Source organism: Palleniella muris (assembly GCF_004792655.1).
Classification (GTDB): Bacteria; Bacteroidota; Bacteroidia; order Bacteroidales; family Bacteroidaceae; genus Prevotella; species Prevotella muris_A.
Map to the genome: position 1 here is coordinate 80824 of NZ_SRZC01000010.1, position 14150 is coordinate 94973.

Below are 14150 nucleotides of genomic sequence, written 5' to 3' on the forward strand. Positions count from 1 at the left end.
ATTTCTTGTTGTAGCTAATGCTTTGGTATTTAATGGTTTACTGTAAAAATGTTGTTCCGCTCTTGAAATATTCTGTGCAAAAGGTTACCATTTACTTGCCAAAAGGTTACCTTTTAACATCCAATCTGTCACGAATTACACCGGAAAGGGCTATGTATTACCTGATTTTTCGGTAGAAAATATCAAAAGAACTGTCATTTTGGATGATGTCAGGTGCCGTGCAAGTATGTATTGAACCGTTTTATGCACATTATGATAAATAGAGCATTGGAAAACTCATGCATATTTTACCCGGTTTTGTTTGTAAAAAAATCGAATGATGAATCTCTGTTTTAGTGTTAATATTACTAACTTGGAAACAAACTAAAAAAACATATGAATAATAAGAATTTGGCAATAGAAGCCCTCCGTCTTCCTTTGATAATCCTTGTGGTTTTCATCCACGAGAATCCGACTTTTGACAGTCTGGGATATTGGGGCTTGACGGTGAATACGATAGCCCAGGTGGCAGTGCCCTGCTTTTTCCTGATAGCCGGCTATTTCTTTATTGGGAGGGGGCCGTTGACATGGGAGATTTATAAGGCAAAGCTGTCAAAGCGTGCAAGGACATTGCTTGTGCCTTATCTGCTGTGGAACCTTGTCCCTTCTCTTGTGTTGATAGGTGGCAACTTGTTCTCAATCCTTTTCCGTGGGAAATCACCGGATGACTTGCTGGCATTCCTTTCAGGTCTGTGGAACGAGGGTCTGTGGCATCTGTGGTGGGATAAGGTAAACGGCATGCCTTCCGATTCGCCATTATGGTTTCTCAGAGACCTTATTGTGATGTGTCTCATGGCCCCCGTTTTCTATTATTTTATCAGGAAATGCGGAACATTAATGGTGGCAGTCTTATTTCTGCTATATGTATTTCTTCCAGGCGACTTGAAAAGCATTCCCGGAGTAAGCCTTACAGCAATATTTTTCTTCAATGTGGGTATGTACTTGAGGTACAATGGAATCAGTCTTATAGACAGAGACAGGAAGTATCAGGCAAGTGTTGTGGCAATCACGTTCCTCCTGTTGCTTATGGTTGTTGTGCCAAGACATCAAGGATTCTTATGCCCATTATTCATCGCAGCGGGCACATACAGCAGTTTCGCATTGATAGGAAGGGCAAATGAAAGCGTTGTGACATTCATGTCACGTTTTTCTCCGACCATCTTCTTTATATATGCTGTCCATCAGACATTCGTACTGGCACAGACAGGAAAGATTGTTGCACGACTGTTACCGGACAGTTATGCCGGTCATGTCCTTGCCTATCTCATTGTGCCGTTTGTCACAACGGCAGTGTGTATGGCAATATATTATGTGTTGAGGCTTATATCTCCAAAACTTATTGGGATACTTTGTGGGGGAAGGTAATACGATTTGTATGATTCCATGAAAAAAAATATGAATAGATAAAATTAATATAATTAATGGTAAAGGAAAATAAATCTTACAGCCATTTGGCGTGGCTTGATGCGCTGCGTTTTATCGCGGCATTCTTGGTGTTGTTTTGTCATTCCCGTAATGACTTCTTTATAAAATACAATTACCTCCCGGATGACCAGCAGGGGATAGGTACTTTTATTTTTTATACTTTGGGCAGATTAGGTCCGGAGGCAGTGTTTGTATTCTTCATATTGAGTGGCTTTCTTGTAGGTGGTAAAGGCTTTGAGCGCATGATGTCCGGCACTTTCAAGGCACGCAGCTATGCGGTTGACCGTTTCTGCCGTATAATGATTCCTCTTGTTTCTGCTGTATTGTTGTACATGATTGTAGCTCCAATTGTAGGTCAGGAGTATAGCGGATGGACAGTTGTGGGGAATCTCTTGAGCCTACAGTGTATTCTGTGCGAGGCACTGGTTTCTCCTTTTTGGAGTTTGAGCTATGAAGTTTGGTTTTATATTGTACTCTTTGCGTTGGCTTTGTCATTACGCAAGAAGATGATAGGCTTCATACTCTTCTTCATCTGTTGTCTGGTCTATACCAAGATGAATGCACTGTATCTTTTGATTTGGTTAATGGGGGGAGTAGCGTGGCTGACCCGTCCAAAGAATGGAAACAAGTGGATACTTTTGGGAAGTTTCATTATGATAGTGGTTTCTTTAGGATTGAGCCAGATGACTTCTGCCACAAAGGTTTTCAGTTTTGACATGCCATTCACTAACATGCAGGCGACAATGCTTCTCTGTGCTTCCATGTGCGTGTTCTGCCAGCAGGTGATATTGTTTCCACCTCGTAGTAGTTGGGCTTGTAAGGTGGAAGGAGCCTTCACGCGCCTTGCTGATTTCTCCTATTCACTTTATCTGATTCACAGGATACTTCTTTTGGTTGTTTTTGCCTTTTTCTTTGAGAAGGAGAAAGCGGACATGTCGGTTATGTGTCTGTTGCAGTACAGTGCCATTGTTGCAGGTGTCATGCTTGTGACTTATGCAATTTATTATTTTACGGAACGACGGACATCAGAAGTGAAGCGGTGGGTAAAAAAGAGTTTGCATATTGATTGAGATAAAAATAATGACACAAAAACCTTTTATATCTTTTATTGTTCCGGTCTATAATGTGGAACAGTATCTGTGCCGATGTGTGGATTCCGTCATCAGTCAGACTTGCGGAGATTGGGAGCTGGTTCTCGTTGATGACGGAAGCCGTGACAGTTCTCCGCATATATGCGATGTTTATGCAGGAAAGGACAGCCGCATAAAAGTCATTCACCAGGAGAACCAGGGTGTTGCTGCCGCGAGAAACAGCGGTCTTGCCACAGTGACCGGCGAATGGATATGGTTTGTTGACTCTGATGACTGGATTGAACCGGACTCTGTGAATATTTTGAAAGAGAATTGCCCCCATGGCACAAAGAATGACCTTGTCATGTTTGGGCATGTCAGGCATGAAGGAGACATGACGTACTCCAATGCGGGTAAAGAAATGAAGGACGTTGGCAAGGAGGAGTTCCTTCGCTGTCAGATTTCTTTTTTCAATGTGTGCATGATTTTCAGGAGTGACATCCTGCGGAATCACGGACTTATGTTTACAAGAGGAATACGGCTGGCGGAGGATTTGGAACTGCAATACAAGTATGAGATGCTTTGCCGGTGTCCTGTTTCCATTGCAGAGCCGTTGTACCATTATCTGATACGTGAAGGCTCTGCGACACACAGCGTCCAATACCGCCGGAATGCTGTTGACGACCTGTATCTTGTGCTGCGCAATCTGCATGGATTCATTTCCGAACATGACATTGAGCCATCCGCATGGCTTGACGTGCGTCTTGAAATGCTCGTTAAGAACTGGCTTTATTCGGCTTCCCTTGTGACCGGGCTGGACCGGGCTGGATTTCAGAAGCGTGTGCGTGAGATTATGGACTTGTACCGGGGCATAGGCTTCCCTTGTTTTGAAAACTGTAAGCTAAGGCTGGCGTATAACAGTGTGTGCCTGTATTTCATTACTAATAAAATTTATCTGAAAATAAAAGGAATATCATGATACCGAAAATTATACATTACAGTTGGTTCAGTGGCGAGCCGTATCCGCAGTTTCTTAAAGAGTGTATGGACACCTGGAAGAAAGTGCTTCCGGACTATGAGTTTGTATTGTGGGATGCCGGAAAACTGGCAGAGTGCAACAATGTGTTTGCCAATGAGGCGGTAAGTGTCGGCAAGTGGGCGTTTGCAGCGGATTTCGTGCGTCTGTATGCCGTCTTCCATTATGGCGGTATATGGCTCGATACAGACATTGACATGTTCAAACCGTTTGACCCTTTCCTGAATGATGGTATGTTCATCGGGCGTGAGTACTATGTGCACAAGGAGCAGGGAAAGGAAGATTATGTGACCCTGACCTCCCATTGTTTCGGTGCGGAGAAGCATCATCCGTTCATCAAGGAGTGTCTGGAATTTTATGAGAACAGGCATTTTATCCGCTCGCATAATGAGCGGCTGCCGCAGGAGCTTCGTTATGACATGACAATAATCCCGATGCTCCAGATGCGTCTTGCAGAGAACTATGGTTTTGACTCGAGAGATTGTGTGAACAGCATGCAGGTTCTGAGTAACGGCATTCATGTCTATCCTTACCAGTATTTTGACCAGCCAGGCTATACAAGCATGAAGGATGTGGTGTGCATCCACCGTGTTGCACAGAGCTGGAACAAGAAAGCCGGCATGACGGTCAGGGATGTCACGAACCCTAAGAAGAAGACTTTGGGATACAGGAAAATGAAACTGCAGGAGAAACTTGCGGAATGGATAATGAATTTGTAGTGGATATGACCGGATGTTGTATTTGTGCAAATGTGCTTGCTTGTAAGTAACTATAGCATCAATAAATATTATAGATAGCAATGAAACTGTTTTACTGTTTGCTGGGATTGCCTCATATCGTATCCTTTTTATGCTCATCAGAATGTTACTGTTGGTTGGAATCATAACGGGAAACCGGTGATAGGAGATAATGTAAGAATATTTACAGGAGCAGTAGTCGCAGGTCCAATACACATTGGAAATAATGTTACAATAGCAGCAAATTCCGTTGTTCTGGAAGACATACCGGATAATTGCATCATGTATAATTAAAAAGAAAAAGAAAATGATAAGCAAACTCAAATTAGTAATAGGCATATTCATTAATGTTTGGCAAAGACTTTCAATAAGGGGGGGGAGGAGTCTTTGCAGTTTCTGTATGTAAGTTTAAAGCTTGTTTTTAAGCAAAATGATAACTTATATGACATAAAGCATAAATTGAATTTAAGGTTCATCAGGAGAATTCCTGTAAGAGTGACAGATACAGATGTTGCATCTGTCACTGATTACAAGATATGGACATTATGGTGGCAAGGTGAGAATGAAATGCCGGAAATAATAAAGATGACATATAATAGTATTATAAAATACTCGAACAGGGATGTTGTCCTTATTACAAAAGATAATTATAGCGACTATGTCACTTTGCCTGTTTTTCTTGAAGAGAGAGTGAAGCGTAAGGAAATCGGCCTGGCACATCTTTCTGATTATATAAGAATCGCCTTGTTGTGCAAGTATGGTGGTCTTTGGCTGGACAGCACTGTGCTTTGTACAAGGCAAGTGCCGTCATGGATATATGAGCAGGAGTTTTTTACGGTAAAGTCCGGTGTCTATGATCACAGGTATCTCCCGATGGGGCGATGGAATATGCAGGTTATAGGGAGCAACAACGTGAATTGCCCCGTATTTGTCTACATGAAGCAATTTCTGGAAGAGTATTGGAAGAAGTATGACCGTGATATTGATTATCTTTTCTTTGATTATGGAATGCATGTCATGTGTGAGACAAATAGAGTTTGTAAAGAACTTGTAGATAAGGTTCCTGTAACAAATGAGGATATGCATTGGCTGCGTGACAAGGCTGATGAACCTTATGAGAATGTTGCGTCAGAATGGAAGTTGAAGAAAGCCAACACATGGTTTTTCAAATTGACATACAAGCATGAGTTTGCTTGTTCTGTTGCAGGGAAGCGCACATTGTATAACGAAATAATCACAGATGGAAAAAGCAACTGAACAAGATTCGACAGTTGATGTGCTGCGTGGCGTTGCAATGACCTTTGGTTGTTTCAGGAGGTTTCTGCAAAATAAAATCGTTGATAATTAGAGTCTAATGAGAATATTATATGTATTAAGACATGACCCTTGGGGCATCGGTGGCGGATGTTTTGCCAGCCGTAACTATCTTGAGGCGTTTTGCGAGGTTTTCAGCGGCAGTGAAATTGACGCTCTTGTCTGTGCGGAATATCTGGCACATGGTAAGGCAGAGGAATTTCCTGACGTATGTTTCCGTGGAGTAGGGGAGCGTGGCATGCTTGCCAAGTTGCTGTCTCCTGTCACAGGTGAGATGCACAGATTTCAGTCCGCAGCGTCAGAGTTGCTGTATAAGGAAAAGTATGACTTGTGTATTTTTGACCATAACAGTATTGCCGGCTCTTTGGTGAGGTTGTGCAGGAAACGTGGCGTAAGGACAATTGTGCTGAACCACAACTGTGAGCAGGAGTACTACAGGGACAATTTTCCTTCAAGACTCAACCGTACAGTCTTTCTCCCTATTGTAAGGAGGAACGAGAGAAGGGCTTACCGTCTGTGCGACTGCAATGTTTTTCTGACAGAAGAGGACAGGGACTTGTTTGCGGAACTTTATGGAGAATCTGCCACGGCGAAAGTGGTTGGCGGCTGTTTCATGAAGAAGGGAGAGTGTCTTGACCAGCTGCAGCTGAAGCCTTTCAGCTGTGACAGGTTGCGGATGGTCATAAGCGGCACTGTCGGTAATGTCCAGAATCTGGATGGCATCAACTATTTTCTTGATGAACTTTATGCATACGTCCCAAAGGACATGGACATTGTCATTGCCGGAAAGAACCCTCCAGTGGAACTGGTGGAACGTCTTAGGGGATATGAAAATATAGAGTTGATACCAAATCCGGAGGATATGGATGCAGTTCTTCGGAATTGTGACATCTTCTTGTGTCCCACCCGTCTGGGAGGCGGCATGAAGCTCCGTGTGATGGATGGATTCCGCAACGGCATGCCTGTGATTGCCCACAAGGTGTCGGCAAGAGGCTATTCCGCTTTCAAGGTTGCCGGATGCCTGCAAAGCTTTGGTGACGAGGAAGAGTTCGGGCGATGCCTGAAGACTGTTATTGATGATATAAAGTCCTCCCGTATGGACAAAGAGACGGTAGTGCGCCACACTATGGATGTGCTTGGTTTTGAAGCTGCGGTTGTAAGGCTGCAGGCTGTAAAGTGATATTATGATATGTGGAAAACTGTAAAGAACTACTATGGGAATAACAAGATAGAGCTGTTGATAACATTCTGTATCTTCAGTAATCTCTATCCTTATAATATTCCAGGCTTTGTATATTACATCGGGCTTGCCCTGTTAGGGTATAAGATGAGCAGGTATAGTGTGCGTATGGAGCAGAGATATTCCATCTATGTGGTGTTCCTTGCCGTGGTGTGGCTTGCTTCCATAGTCAATATGGCTCTTGACCTGCGTTTGATACTGTTTACGGCAATTCTTGTGTTGTGCGGTCCCTTTGTGACAAGTTTGCGCTGGCATTTGTTCAAGAAGAAGCTGATGCGGAATTTTGTCATCGGTTTTGCGGGGACAGTGATAATAAGTCTGATAGCAAAGTTGCAGGGGGTCAATAACCAGATAATCCGTTATGGCGGAAGTATGACAGAGTTCGGAGGTGTAGACGAATTTTCCGGCTATGCCAAGTTCCCGATGTGGAACAGTGCGGCCGCAGCCATGAGTATCATTTTCTTCTCTTACCTGTTGTTCCGAAATAGGGGGAAAAATGCCAAATATCAGTATTTCCTCTTATTCATGCTTCTTGCTTCTGTCTATGTCTGCCTTCTCTCAGCCTCTCGTTCCGCATTTGGGCTCGCTGCTGTATCTTCTGGATTACTTTTCTGGTGGCTTTCGTTCAATGCAAAGGCTATTTTCAAATATCTGATGGTTTTCGGCCTGATAGGTGTGCTGTCTTTTCCTTTTTTCATGAAGAGTGCGGAACGCATGATATTGAAACAGGAAACACAAAAAGAGTCGGGAGTGACGTCACGTGATGCGTTGTGGAATAAGCGTATGGCAGAGTTTAACTCCTCTCCTGTTTTTGGTGTAGGTTATGCCGTCAATGGTGTAGGTATGAAACGTGCTATAGGTCGTGACGAGTCAGGCGGCAGCTGGATTGCCATTCTTGCCCAGACGGGTGTGGTGGGATTTGTTGTTGCTTTGATACTGTGGCTTCGCACATTTACCTCTGTGAAGAAAGTGAAGTATGATACGGAGTATGTCTTGATGTATGCGATATTCTGTTTCTTTACAGTGCATACGGTTCTGGAGGGCTATATGTTTCAAGGCGGATGGTACATGTGTGTTGTCTGTTGGATGTGTGTCGGTGTTTTGAGTGAGGCTCAGATGTACAGACCGCAGCTGATGGCGTTAAGTAAACAGGGGAATGGGGTGTAAGAACATGGTGAACTGTAGGAATGTGCTGGCGGTGTTGGTATTGCTTTTGTGTATAGAACTTATCCTCCGCTGTTTCGGTTTCTGTGATGCTCTTCTTTACCGTGAAAGCCCGTCTTACGAATACATAGCCTTGCCTGATCAGGACAGATACCGGTTCGGTGCGCACATCAAGACTAACTCTTTCTCACAGCGTAACAGTGAGGAACCGGACACATCAAGACAGATTATTCTAGGTCTTGGTGACTCTGTGCTGTTTGGTGGTACCATGACTGATCAGGATGACTTGGCGTCCACGCTTTTCTCATTAGAGACGGGTATGCAGATGCTGAATATCTCAGCCGGCAGTTGGGGACCGGACAACTGTGCTGCATATCTGAAAGAGAAAGGAACTTTCGGTGCTAAGGCAATGGTGCTGGTGTGCAGCAGCCATGACGCTTACGACCGTATGTCCCATGTACCGGTTGTCGGCAAATTCCCGAATTATCCTGACAGGCAGTACAAAGTTGCTATTTGGGAATTGTTGGACAGATACATCATTCCGAAGTTAGCCAAGTATTGGGACCGGACAATGCATCGGTTGGATCCGGATGAGACCGTTGCAAACCATGTTGAGAATGCTGTGGTACAGCCAAAGTCACCTATGGAATATCCGATAAATGACGGGTTTGGTGAATTGAAGGCTATTGCTGACTCAATGGAAATCCCTTTCCTTATATATCTCCATGCCGAGAAAGGAGAATTGGAAGCCGGAGAATACAATGACATGGGAAAAGCAATCCTTCAATGGGCGGAAGAAAACAATGTTCGTTGTGTGAAGGGACTGGAGGACGGCGAGACTCCGGCAATGTACCGCGATGGTATTCATTTGAATGAAGACGGTCAGAAGCATTTGGCAAAATGCCTTGAAATATTGTTGGCTGACTAATTGTATTTGTTTTAACACACACATGGATGCAAATGGCAAGTAACATGCTTTTATTGTGATTTCAGCCGGTTGTTTGGTTCATGTGATAAAAAGAAGTTTATGAATTTAAGGAATTTAGCGATATTGCAGCCAGAGGTGCCGCATTATCGTGAGGAGTTCTTCGCAGGGCTGCGCGAGCAATGCGGAAAGGCAGACATATATGTCTATAACTCTCAGGAAGCAGCGGCAAAGAACGGTTTTAAGGTGCAAAGTGAGGGTGTCAGATTCATTCCGAACATGCAATGGCATGGAGTGCTGTGGTACAATCCCGTCAAATTGCTGCATAAGGAATATGACACACTTGTATTGATGCTTCATTTTGCACATCTCACCACATGGCTGCTGCTGCTGACGAAGTTCATTCACAGGAAACACATCGTGCTGTATGGTCAGGGCATTTCTGTGAAGCGCTATCTTAAAGAAGAACGGAAACTGGACTGGAAGCTGAGATGGATGGGAGCAATGGCTGATGGTGTATGGCTTTACATGCCGAAGGAGGAGAAGCAGTGGAAAGAGATTTTCCCAAAGAAAAAGATTGTGGCACTTAACAACACTGTGACAGGAATGGACGACATTGTCTCATACATTCCGCCCATGTCCAAGGCAGAATTGAAAGAGAAATACGCCATTACGGAAGAAAGGCTACTTATTTTCTGTGCCCGTTTCACTTCTCCTTACCGCAGGGTTGACTTACTGCTTGAGACAATCGAAAAACTTGACAACAAGTGTTTTGGCTTCATCATTATCGGCGATGGAGCAAACAAGCCTGATTTCACGAAATATCCTAATGTCCATGATTTCGGGGCGGTGTACGATGTGGCGGTGAAACGCGAACTCTTCTCAATAGCCGACATTTATTTCCAGCCGGGATGGGTGGGACTGTCCATTGTCGAAGCAATGGGATATGGTTTGCCAGTCTTTACTTTCAAGCGTTCGCTGAAAACATTGCAGTGTGTTGAATACAGTTACATTGAGGATAGGCATAACGGCAGGATTCTTGGCTCGATGGACGATTGTCTGAAAGCGATTGCCGAAAGCGAGAGTGAGGACATAGAGCGTATGGGGCGTGAGGCTAAGGCATTGGCGATAACACTTCTGCCAACTAACATGGTAAATAATGCATTGAGTATTTTATGATAAAGATAGTACATTATATTCCCAGTCTTGACCGTACTTGGGGAGGGACGGCATTTTACATGCAACTGCTTGCCAAAGAGTTGGGACAGTTGACCGAACTGCACATAGCTTCCCATGCGAGTGACAATGAGTTGCCGATGGATTACAGCACGGTGCACAGACTTCCTTTTTGGAAGAACTACTGTAGTCTGAAATGCGAATGGCAACAGCTATTGAATGATGTGAAGCCGGACATTGTCCACATCAACTGCTGTTGGACACCGAGTTGTGCCATGCTTCAGCGTTGGGCACAGTCATGCGGACATAAAGTTGTCCTTACCCCTCATGGCATGCTTGAGCCATGGATTATGCAGAGGCATTATTGGACAAGGAAATTCCCGGCATTGCTTCTTTATCAGAAGAGTGCCGTTGTCCGTGCCGAGCGTCTTCATGCCACAGCGGAGAGCGAAAAGGAGAATCTTCTGGCACTTGGCTACAATAATAAAATCAGTGTCATAGCCAATGGCGTAGACGTCGACAGCATAGAGATGAAGACATCATGGAAGCGCAACAAGGAGATATTGTTCCTGAGCCGTGTGCATGTGAAGAAAGGCATAAACTTCCTCATCGAGGCGGTGGCGGAACTTAAATCTGAGCTACATGGATACACTGTGCGCATAGCCGGTGAGGGTGAGGAATCCTACATCAACGAACTGAAGCGTCGTGCTTCCGACCTTGGCATCGCTGACATCATCCGTTTCGAAGGTGGTGTCTATGGCGATAGGAAATGGGAACTGTTCCGTCGGGCAGACCTCTTTGTGCTGCCTACTCATAGCGAAAATTTCGGTATAGTTGTCGCTGAGGCATTGGCAAGTGGCACTCCTGTCGTGACCACTGAGGGTACACCATGGAGTGACCTTCATGATTATGGCTGCGGCTGGTGGACAGCAGTAGGCACAGAGCCTACGGTGGCAGCCCTGCGCTCTTTCCTCGGACTTTCGGAAGAGGAGTTGGAGGCGAAGGGACGTAACGGACGCCGACTTGTGGAAGAAAAGTATTCCGAGCGCAAGGTGGCGGAGGAGTTTGTGGAAATGTACAACAACATGCTTGACAATGGGAAAAGTTGATTTGGGAGCTTTTACCACCGGTGATTTTGATAAAGGAGCAGGCGGATTGAAGATAGCACTGTGGTATTTTGTCAATGCGCTGTTTGTACGCGCCTCATGGAATCCTTTCATGGGAATAAAGGTTTTTCTTCTCCGCGCTTTCGGTGCAAAGATAGGCAAAGGCTTGGTGATAAAGAACAATGTGACCATCAAGTTCCCATGGAAACTTACGGTGGGCGACAATGTGTGGCTGGGCGAGAACTGCTGGATTGACAATCTCGACTATGTGACCATCGGCAGCAATGCCTGTGTGTCACAAGGAGCGTTGCTTCTCACCGGTAACCACGATTATACCATATCTTCAATGCCATATCGCAATGCCCCGATTGTCCTTGAGGACGGTGTGTGGGTTGGTGCTCGCGTTGTTGTCTGTCCGGGCATAACGATGCGCGAGAACTCCATTGCCACAGTCGGCAGTGTGATAACAAAGGACACAGAATCCGCTGGGATTTACCAAGGTATTCCGGCGGTGATGATAAGAAAAAGAAAGATAAAAACTGTCTGAGGAAATATCTGAAATTCCTGTCAGCATCTATTTAAATAAGGAGAAAATCACTGTTATGAAGATATCAATAATCACTTCCTGCTACAACCGTGAGGAGACAATCCGCGGCGCGATCGAGAGTGTTATGTCGCAGGACTATCCGAACATAGAGTACATCATTGTTGATGGCTCTTCCACGGACAAGTCTTTGGAGGTAATAAGGGAAATGGAGCGTCTTTCCAAAGAAGACGGTTTCAAGTCTATGCATCCGGGTTTTGAGATGAAGGTCATCTCCGAGCCTGACGGCGGGATGTATGAGGCACTGAACAAAGGCATCCGCATGGCTACCGGCGACATCATCGGCCTTGTCCATTCCGATGACTTCCTTTATTCCGATGAGACCGTCTCCCATATCGCCGAGCGTTTCCGCGAGAGCCATGCCGATTTCCTTTACGGTGATGGGCTGTTTGTGAACCATGAGCGTACGGATAAGGTTGTCCGCAACTGGATAGGCGGCAAGTACCGCCTTTGGAAAGTCCGCCACGGCTGGCTTCCTTTACATCCGACATGCTATATCCGCCGTAGCGTGATGGAACGCAAAGGCCTTTACAACGAGAGCTACAAGATAGCAGCGGATTCCGACCTGTTGTTCCGTTATCTTGTTGGCGGCGAGCTGTCCGTTACTTATCTTCCTGAGTACATCGTCCGTATGCGCATGGGCGGGCTTAGCACGGACAGTGCCCGCAGGAAGCAGATGTGGCGTGAGGATGTCCGCATGTACAGTTCCCATGGCATGAATCCTGTGTTGATGAAGCTGGAGAAGATGCTGTGGAAGCTTCCGCAGTTCATAGAGGCGAAATTTAAGTGATGTTCCACTCGTTTTTTTGTATGTACATCCATATAAGCTGCATGAACAGAATACGCTGAACAGTCTATATATAAATGTGTGCCCTTTGCCGCCATGCCAATACTCATAAGACAGAGTATGGTATGGCGTTTTTGTTTTCTGAGATATTGTATTGTCTCAAGATGTATTTTTCTCATGAGCTTTGTTTTTTTCATGCCACTTATGCTTGTTTTTCAAAAGGAAATCATTAAATTTGCGGATGATAAGGTGTGAGAATGCTAAGAGTTAATGACATGTAGGATGCCCAAAAACCGAAATTACGGTAAATCAAACCATGATTGGGGTATGGGACTGTAATGATATTATGTGTAATTTTGCACCCGGAACAAAGGCATGGCTGCAGAGATGCCTTTTGTCCGTGAGTTAATGAAGAGAATATTACACTAATGAAGAAAACATTAATATCATTGCTGTCGTTGCTGTGTTTCTCAGTGGCAGCACAAACATTAAACACTACACAGACCATGAACACTGCACTTACACTCACTCAAGAATGGGACAAGACATTCCCACAGTCACAAAAAGTCAGCCATAGGAAGGTCACTTTTACAAACCGCTATGGCATCACACTGGCGGCAGACCTTTACGTTCCTAAGAATGCGGAAGGACGGATGGCAGCCGTTGCCGTATGCGGACCGTTTGGCGCTTGCAAGGAACAGTGCTCCGGACTGTATGCCCAGACGCTGGCAGAAAGGGGATTCGTCACATTGGCTTTTGACCCTTCCTTCACCGGAGAGTCTGCCAGAGAGCCGCGCTTCATGGCGTCTCCTGACATCAATACCGAGGATTTCCAAGCTGCGGTGGACTATCTTTCCTGCCGTGATGATGTCGATGCGGAGCGTATCGGTATCCTTGGTATCTGCGGATGGGGCGGTATGGCACTAAATGCTGCGGCTCTTGACACACGCATTAAGGCTACAGTGACATCGACAATGTACGACATGAGCCGTGTGAACGCCAACGGCTATTTCGACGGAGGTGACAATGCCGATGCGCGCCATGAGGCAAAAGTCGCTCTCAACGCACAGCGCACGAAGGAATTTGCGCAGGGCAGCCATGAGCAGGGTGGCGGTGTGCCTGCCGAACTGCCTGCCGACGCTCCATGGTTCCTGAAGGATTACCACAACTACTACAAGACATCACGCGGCTATCATCCGCGCAGCGGCAACTCAAACGGCGGTTGGACGAAGACAGGCTGCATGTCGTTCCTTAACCAACCGATACTGAAATACAGTGACGAGATACGCTCCGCAGTGCTGATGATTCACGGTGAGAAAGCCCACTCCTGCTATTTCTCCAAGGACGCCTACCGCGACATGATGCGCAATGGCGAGAGTGTGGCGGCAAAAGCAGGCAACAAGGAGCTGCTGCTCATACCGGATGCCGTGCACACCGACCTGTATGACAATCTCGAGGTGATACCTTTTGACAAGATAGGAGAGTTCTACAGGACATATCTCAAATAAAGTATGCGCCATGAGGATA

14 protein-coding genes are annotated in these 14150 nt (G+C 45.5%); all 14 read left to right on the plus strand.

Features of this window, described 5'->3' with window-relative positions; genetic code table 11:
- Positions 1 to 375 precede the first annotated feature (375 nt).
- The 14 genes from E5358_RS07355 to E5358_RS07420 all read left to right on the plus strand — a co-directional run bounded on the left by E5358_RS07355 (position 376) and on the right by E5358_RS07420 (position 14131).
- On the plus strand, positions 376 to 1404 hold the full coding sequence (locus E5358_RS07355; protein WP_135939587.1) for an acyltransferase family protein: 1029 nt from the start codon (positions 376 to 378) through the stop codon (positions 1402 to 1404).
- Between the two features lie 56 nt (positions 1405 to 1460).
- Entirely contained in the window at positions 1461 to 2534 is a 1074-nt protein-coding gene (locus E5358_RS07360) for an acyltransferase family protein (RefSeq protein WP_135939588.1), read from the plus strand.
- A gap of 10 nt (positions 2535 to 2544) precedes the next feature.
- Positions 2545 to 3513 carry a glycosyltransferase family 2 protein gene (locus tag E5358_RS07365; RefSeq protein WP_135939589.1) on the plus strand — a complete coding sequence of 323 codons (969 nt, stop codon included), beginning with the start codon at positions 2545 to 2547 and terminating at the stop codon, positions 3511 to 3513.
- A complete protein-coding gene (locus tag E5358_RS07370) occupies positions 3510 to 4289 on the plus strand; it encodes a glycosyltransferase family 32 protein (protein ID WP_135939590.1) in 780 nt (259 codons plus the stop codon). The genes E5358_RS07365 and E5358_RS07370 overlap by 4 nt, the downstream gene beginning before the upstream one ends.
- A gap of 177 nt (positions 4290 to 4466) precedes the next feature.
- Complete coding sequence (locus tag E5358_RS15330; RefSeq protein ID WP_277821206.1) at positions 4467 to 4601, plus strand: LbetaH domain-containing protein; 135 nt, start codon at positions 4467 to 4469, stop codon at positions 4599 to 4601.
- Between the two features lie 165 nt (positions 4602 to 4766).
- Positions 4767 to 5564 (plus strand): capsular polysaccharide synthesis protein, encoded by a 798-nt coding sequence (locus E5358_RS07380; RefSeq protein WP_168354609.1) that lies wholly within the window; start codon positions 4767 to 4769, stop codon positions 5562 to 5564.
- A 97-nt stretch (positions 5565 to 5661) separates the two neighbouring features.
- Positions 5662 to 6801: a glycosyltransferase gene (locus E5358_RS07385; RefSeq protein WP_135939592.1), complete on the plus strand. Its 1140-nt coding sequence runs from the start codon at positions 5662 to 5664 to the stop codon at positions 6799 to 6801.
- A gap of 9 nt (positions 6802 to 6810) precedes the next feature.
- Positions 6811 to 8028, plus strand: a complete 1218-nt coding sequence (locus E5358_RS07390) for an O-antigen ligase family protein (RefSeq protein ID WP_135939593.1) — start codon at positions 6811 to 6813, stop codon at positions 8026 to 8028.
- Positions 8018 to 8953 carry a hypothetical protein gene (locus E5358_RS07395; protein WP_168354610.1) on the plus strand — a complete coding sequence of 312 codons (936 nt, stop codon included), beginning with the start codon at positions 8018 to 8020 and terminating at the stop codon, positions 8951 to 8953. Before E5358_RS07390 ends, E5358_RS07395 begins: the two co-directional genes overlap by 11 nt.
- Before the next feature lie 99 nt (positions 8954 to 9052).
- Positions 9053 to 10129, plus strand: a complete 1077-nt coding sequence (locus E5358_RS07400; RefSeq protein ID WP_135939595.1) for a glycosyltransferase — start codon at positions 9053 to 9055, stop codon at positions 10127 to 10129.
- A complete protein-coding gene (locus E5358_RS07405; protein WP_135939634.1) occupies positions 10129 to 11235 on the plus strand; it encodes a glycosyltransferase in 1107 nt (368 codons plus the stop codon). Before E5358_RS07400 ends, E5358_RS07405 begins: the two co-directional genes overlap by 1 nt.
- Positions 11222 to 11779: a WcaF family extracellular polysaccharide biosynthesis acetyltransferase gene (locus tag E5358_RS07410; protein WP_135939596.1), complete on the plus strand. Its 558-nt coding sequence runs from the start codon at positions 11222 to 11224 to the stop codon at positions 11777 to 11779. The genes E5358_RS07405 and E5358_RS07410 overlap by 14 nt, the downstream gene beginning before the upstream one ends.
- 55 nt (positions 11780 to 11834) lie before the next feature.
- Positions 11835 to 12626, plus strand: coding sequence for a glycosyltransferase family 2 protein (locus tag E5358_RS07415; RefSeq protein WP_135939597.1), 792 nt, complete (start codon positions 11835 to 11837; stop codon positions 12624 to 12626).
- Between the two features lie 425 nt (positions 12627 to 13051).
- Positions 13052 to 14131, plus strand: a complete 1080-nt coding sequence (locus E5358_RS07420; RefSeq protein WP_135939598.1) for an alpha/beta hydrolase — start codon at positions 13052 to 13054, stop codon at positions 14129 to 14131.
- The last annotated feature ends 19 nt before the right edge of the window (positions 14132 to 14150 follow it).

Bases quoted from the DNA above. Each gene is read 5' to 3' on its own strand.
- E5358_RS07355 (WP_135939587.1), top strand. From the start codon at position 376: ATGAATAATAAGAATTTGGCAATAGAAGCCCTCCGTCTTCCTTTGATA.
- E5358_RS07360 (WP_135939588.1), top strand. From the start codon at position 1,461: ATGGTAAAGGAAAATAAATCTTACAGCCATTTGGCGTGGCTTGATGCG.
- E5358_RS07365 (WP_135939589.1), top strand. From the start codon at position 2,545: ATGACACAAAAACCTTTTATATCTTTTATTGTTCCGGTCTATAATGTG.
- E5358_RS07370 (WP_135939590.1), top strand. From the start codon at position 3,510: ATGATACCGAAAATTATACATTACAGTTGGTTCAGTGGCGAGCCGTAT.
- E5358_RS07385 (WP_135939592.1), top strand. From the start codon at position 5,662: ATGAGAATATTATATGTATTAAGACATGACCCTTGGGGCATCGGTGGC.
- E5358_RS07390 (WP_135939593.1), top strand. From the start codon at position 6,811: ATGTGGAAAACTGTAAAGAACTACTATGGGAATAACAAGATAGAGCTG.
- E5358_RS07395 (WP_168354610.1), top strand. From the start codon at position 8,018: ATGGGGTGTAAGAACATGGTGAACTGTAGGAATGTGCTGGCGGTGTTG.
- E5358_RS07400 (WP_135939595.1), top strand. From the start codon at position 9,053: ATGAATTTAAGGAATTTAGCGATATTGCAGCCAGAGGTGCCGCATTAT.
- E5358_RS07410 (WP_135939596.1), top strand. From the start codon at position 11,222: ATGGGAAAAGTTGATTTGGGAGCTTTTACCACCGGTGATTTTGATAAA.
- E5358_RS07415 (WP_135939597.1), top strand. From the start codon at position 11,835: ATGAAGATATCAATAATCACTTCCTGCTACAACCGTGAGGAGACAATC.
- E5358_RS07420 (WP_135939598.1), top strand. From the start codon at position 13,052: ATGAAGAAAACATTAATATCATTGCTGTCGTTGCTGTGTTTCTCAGTG.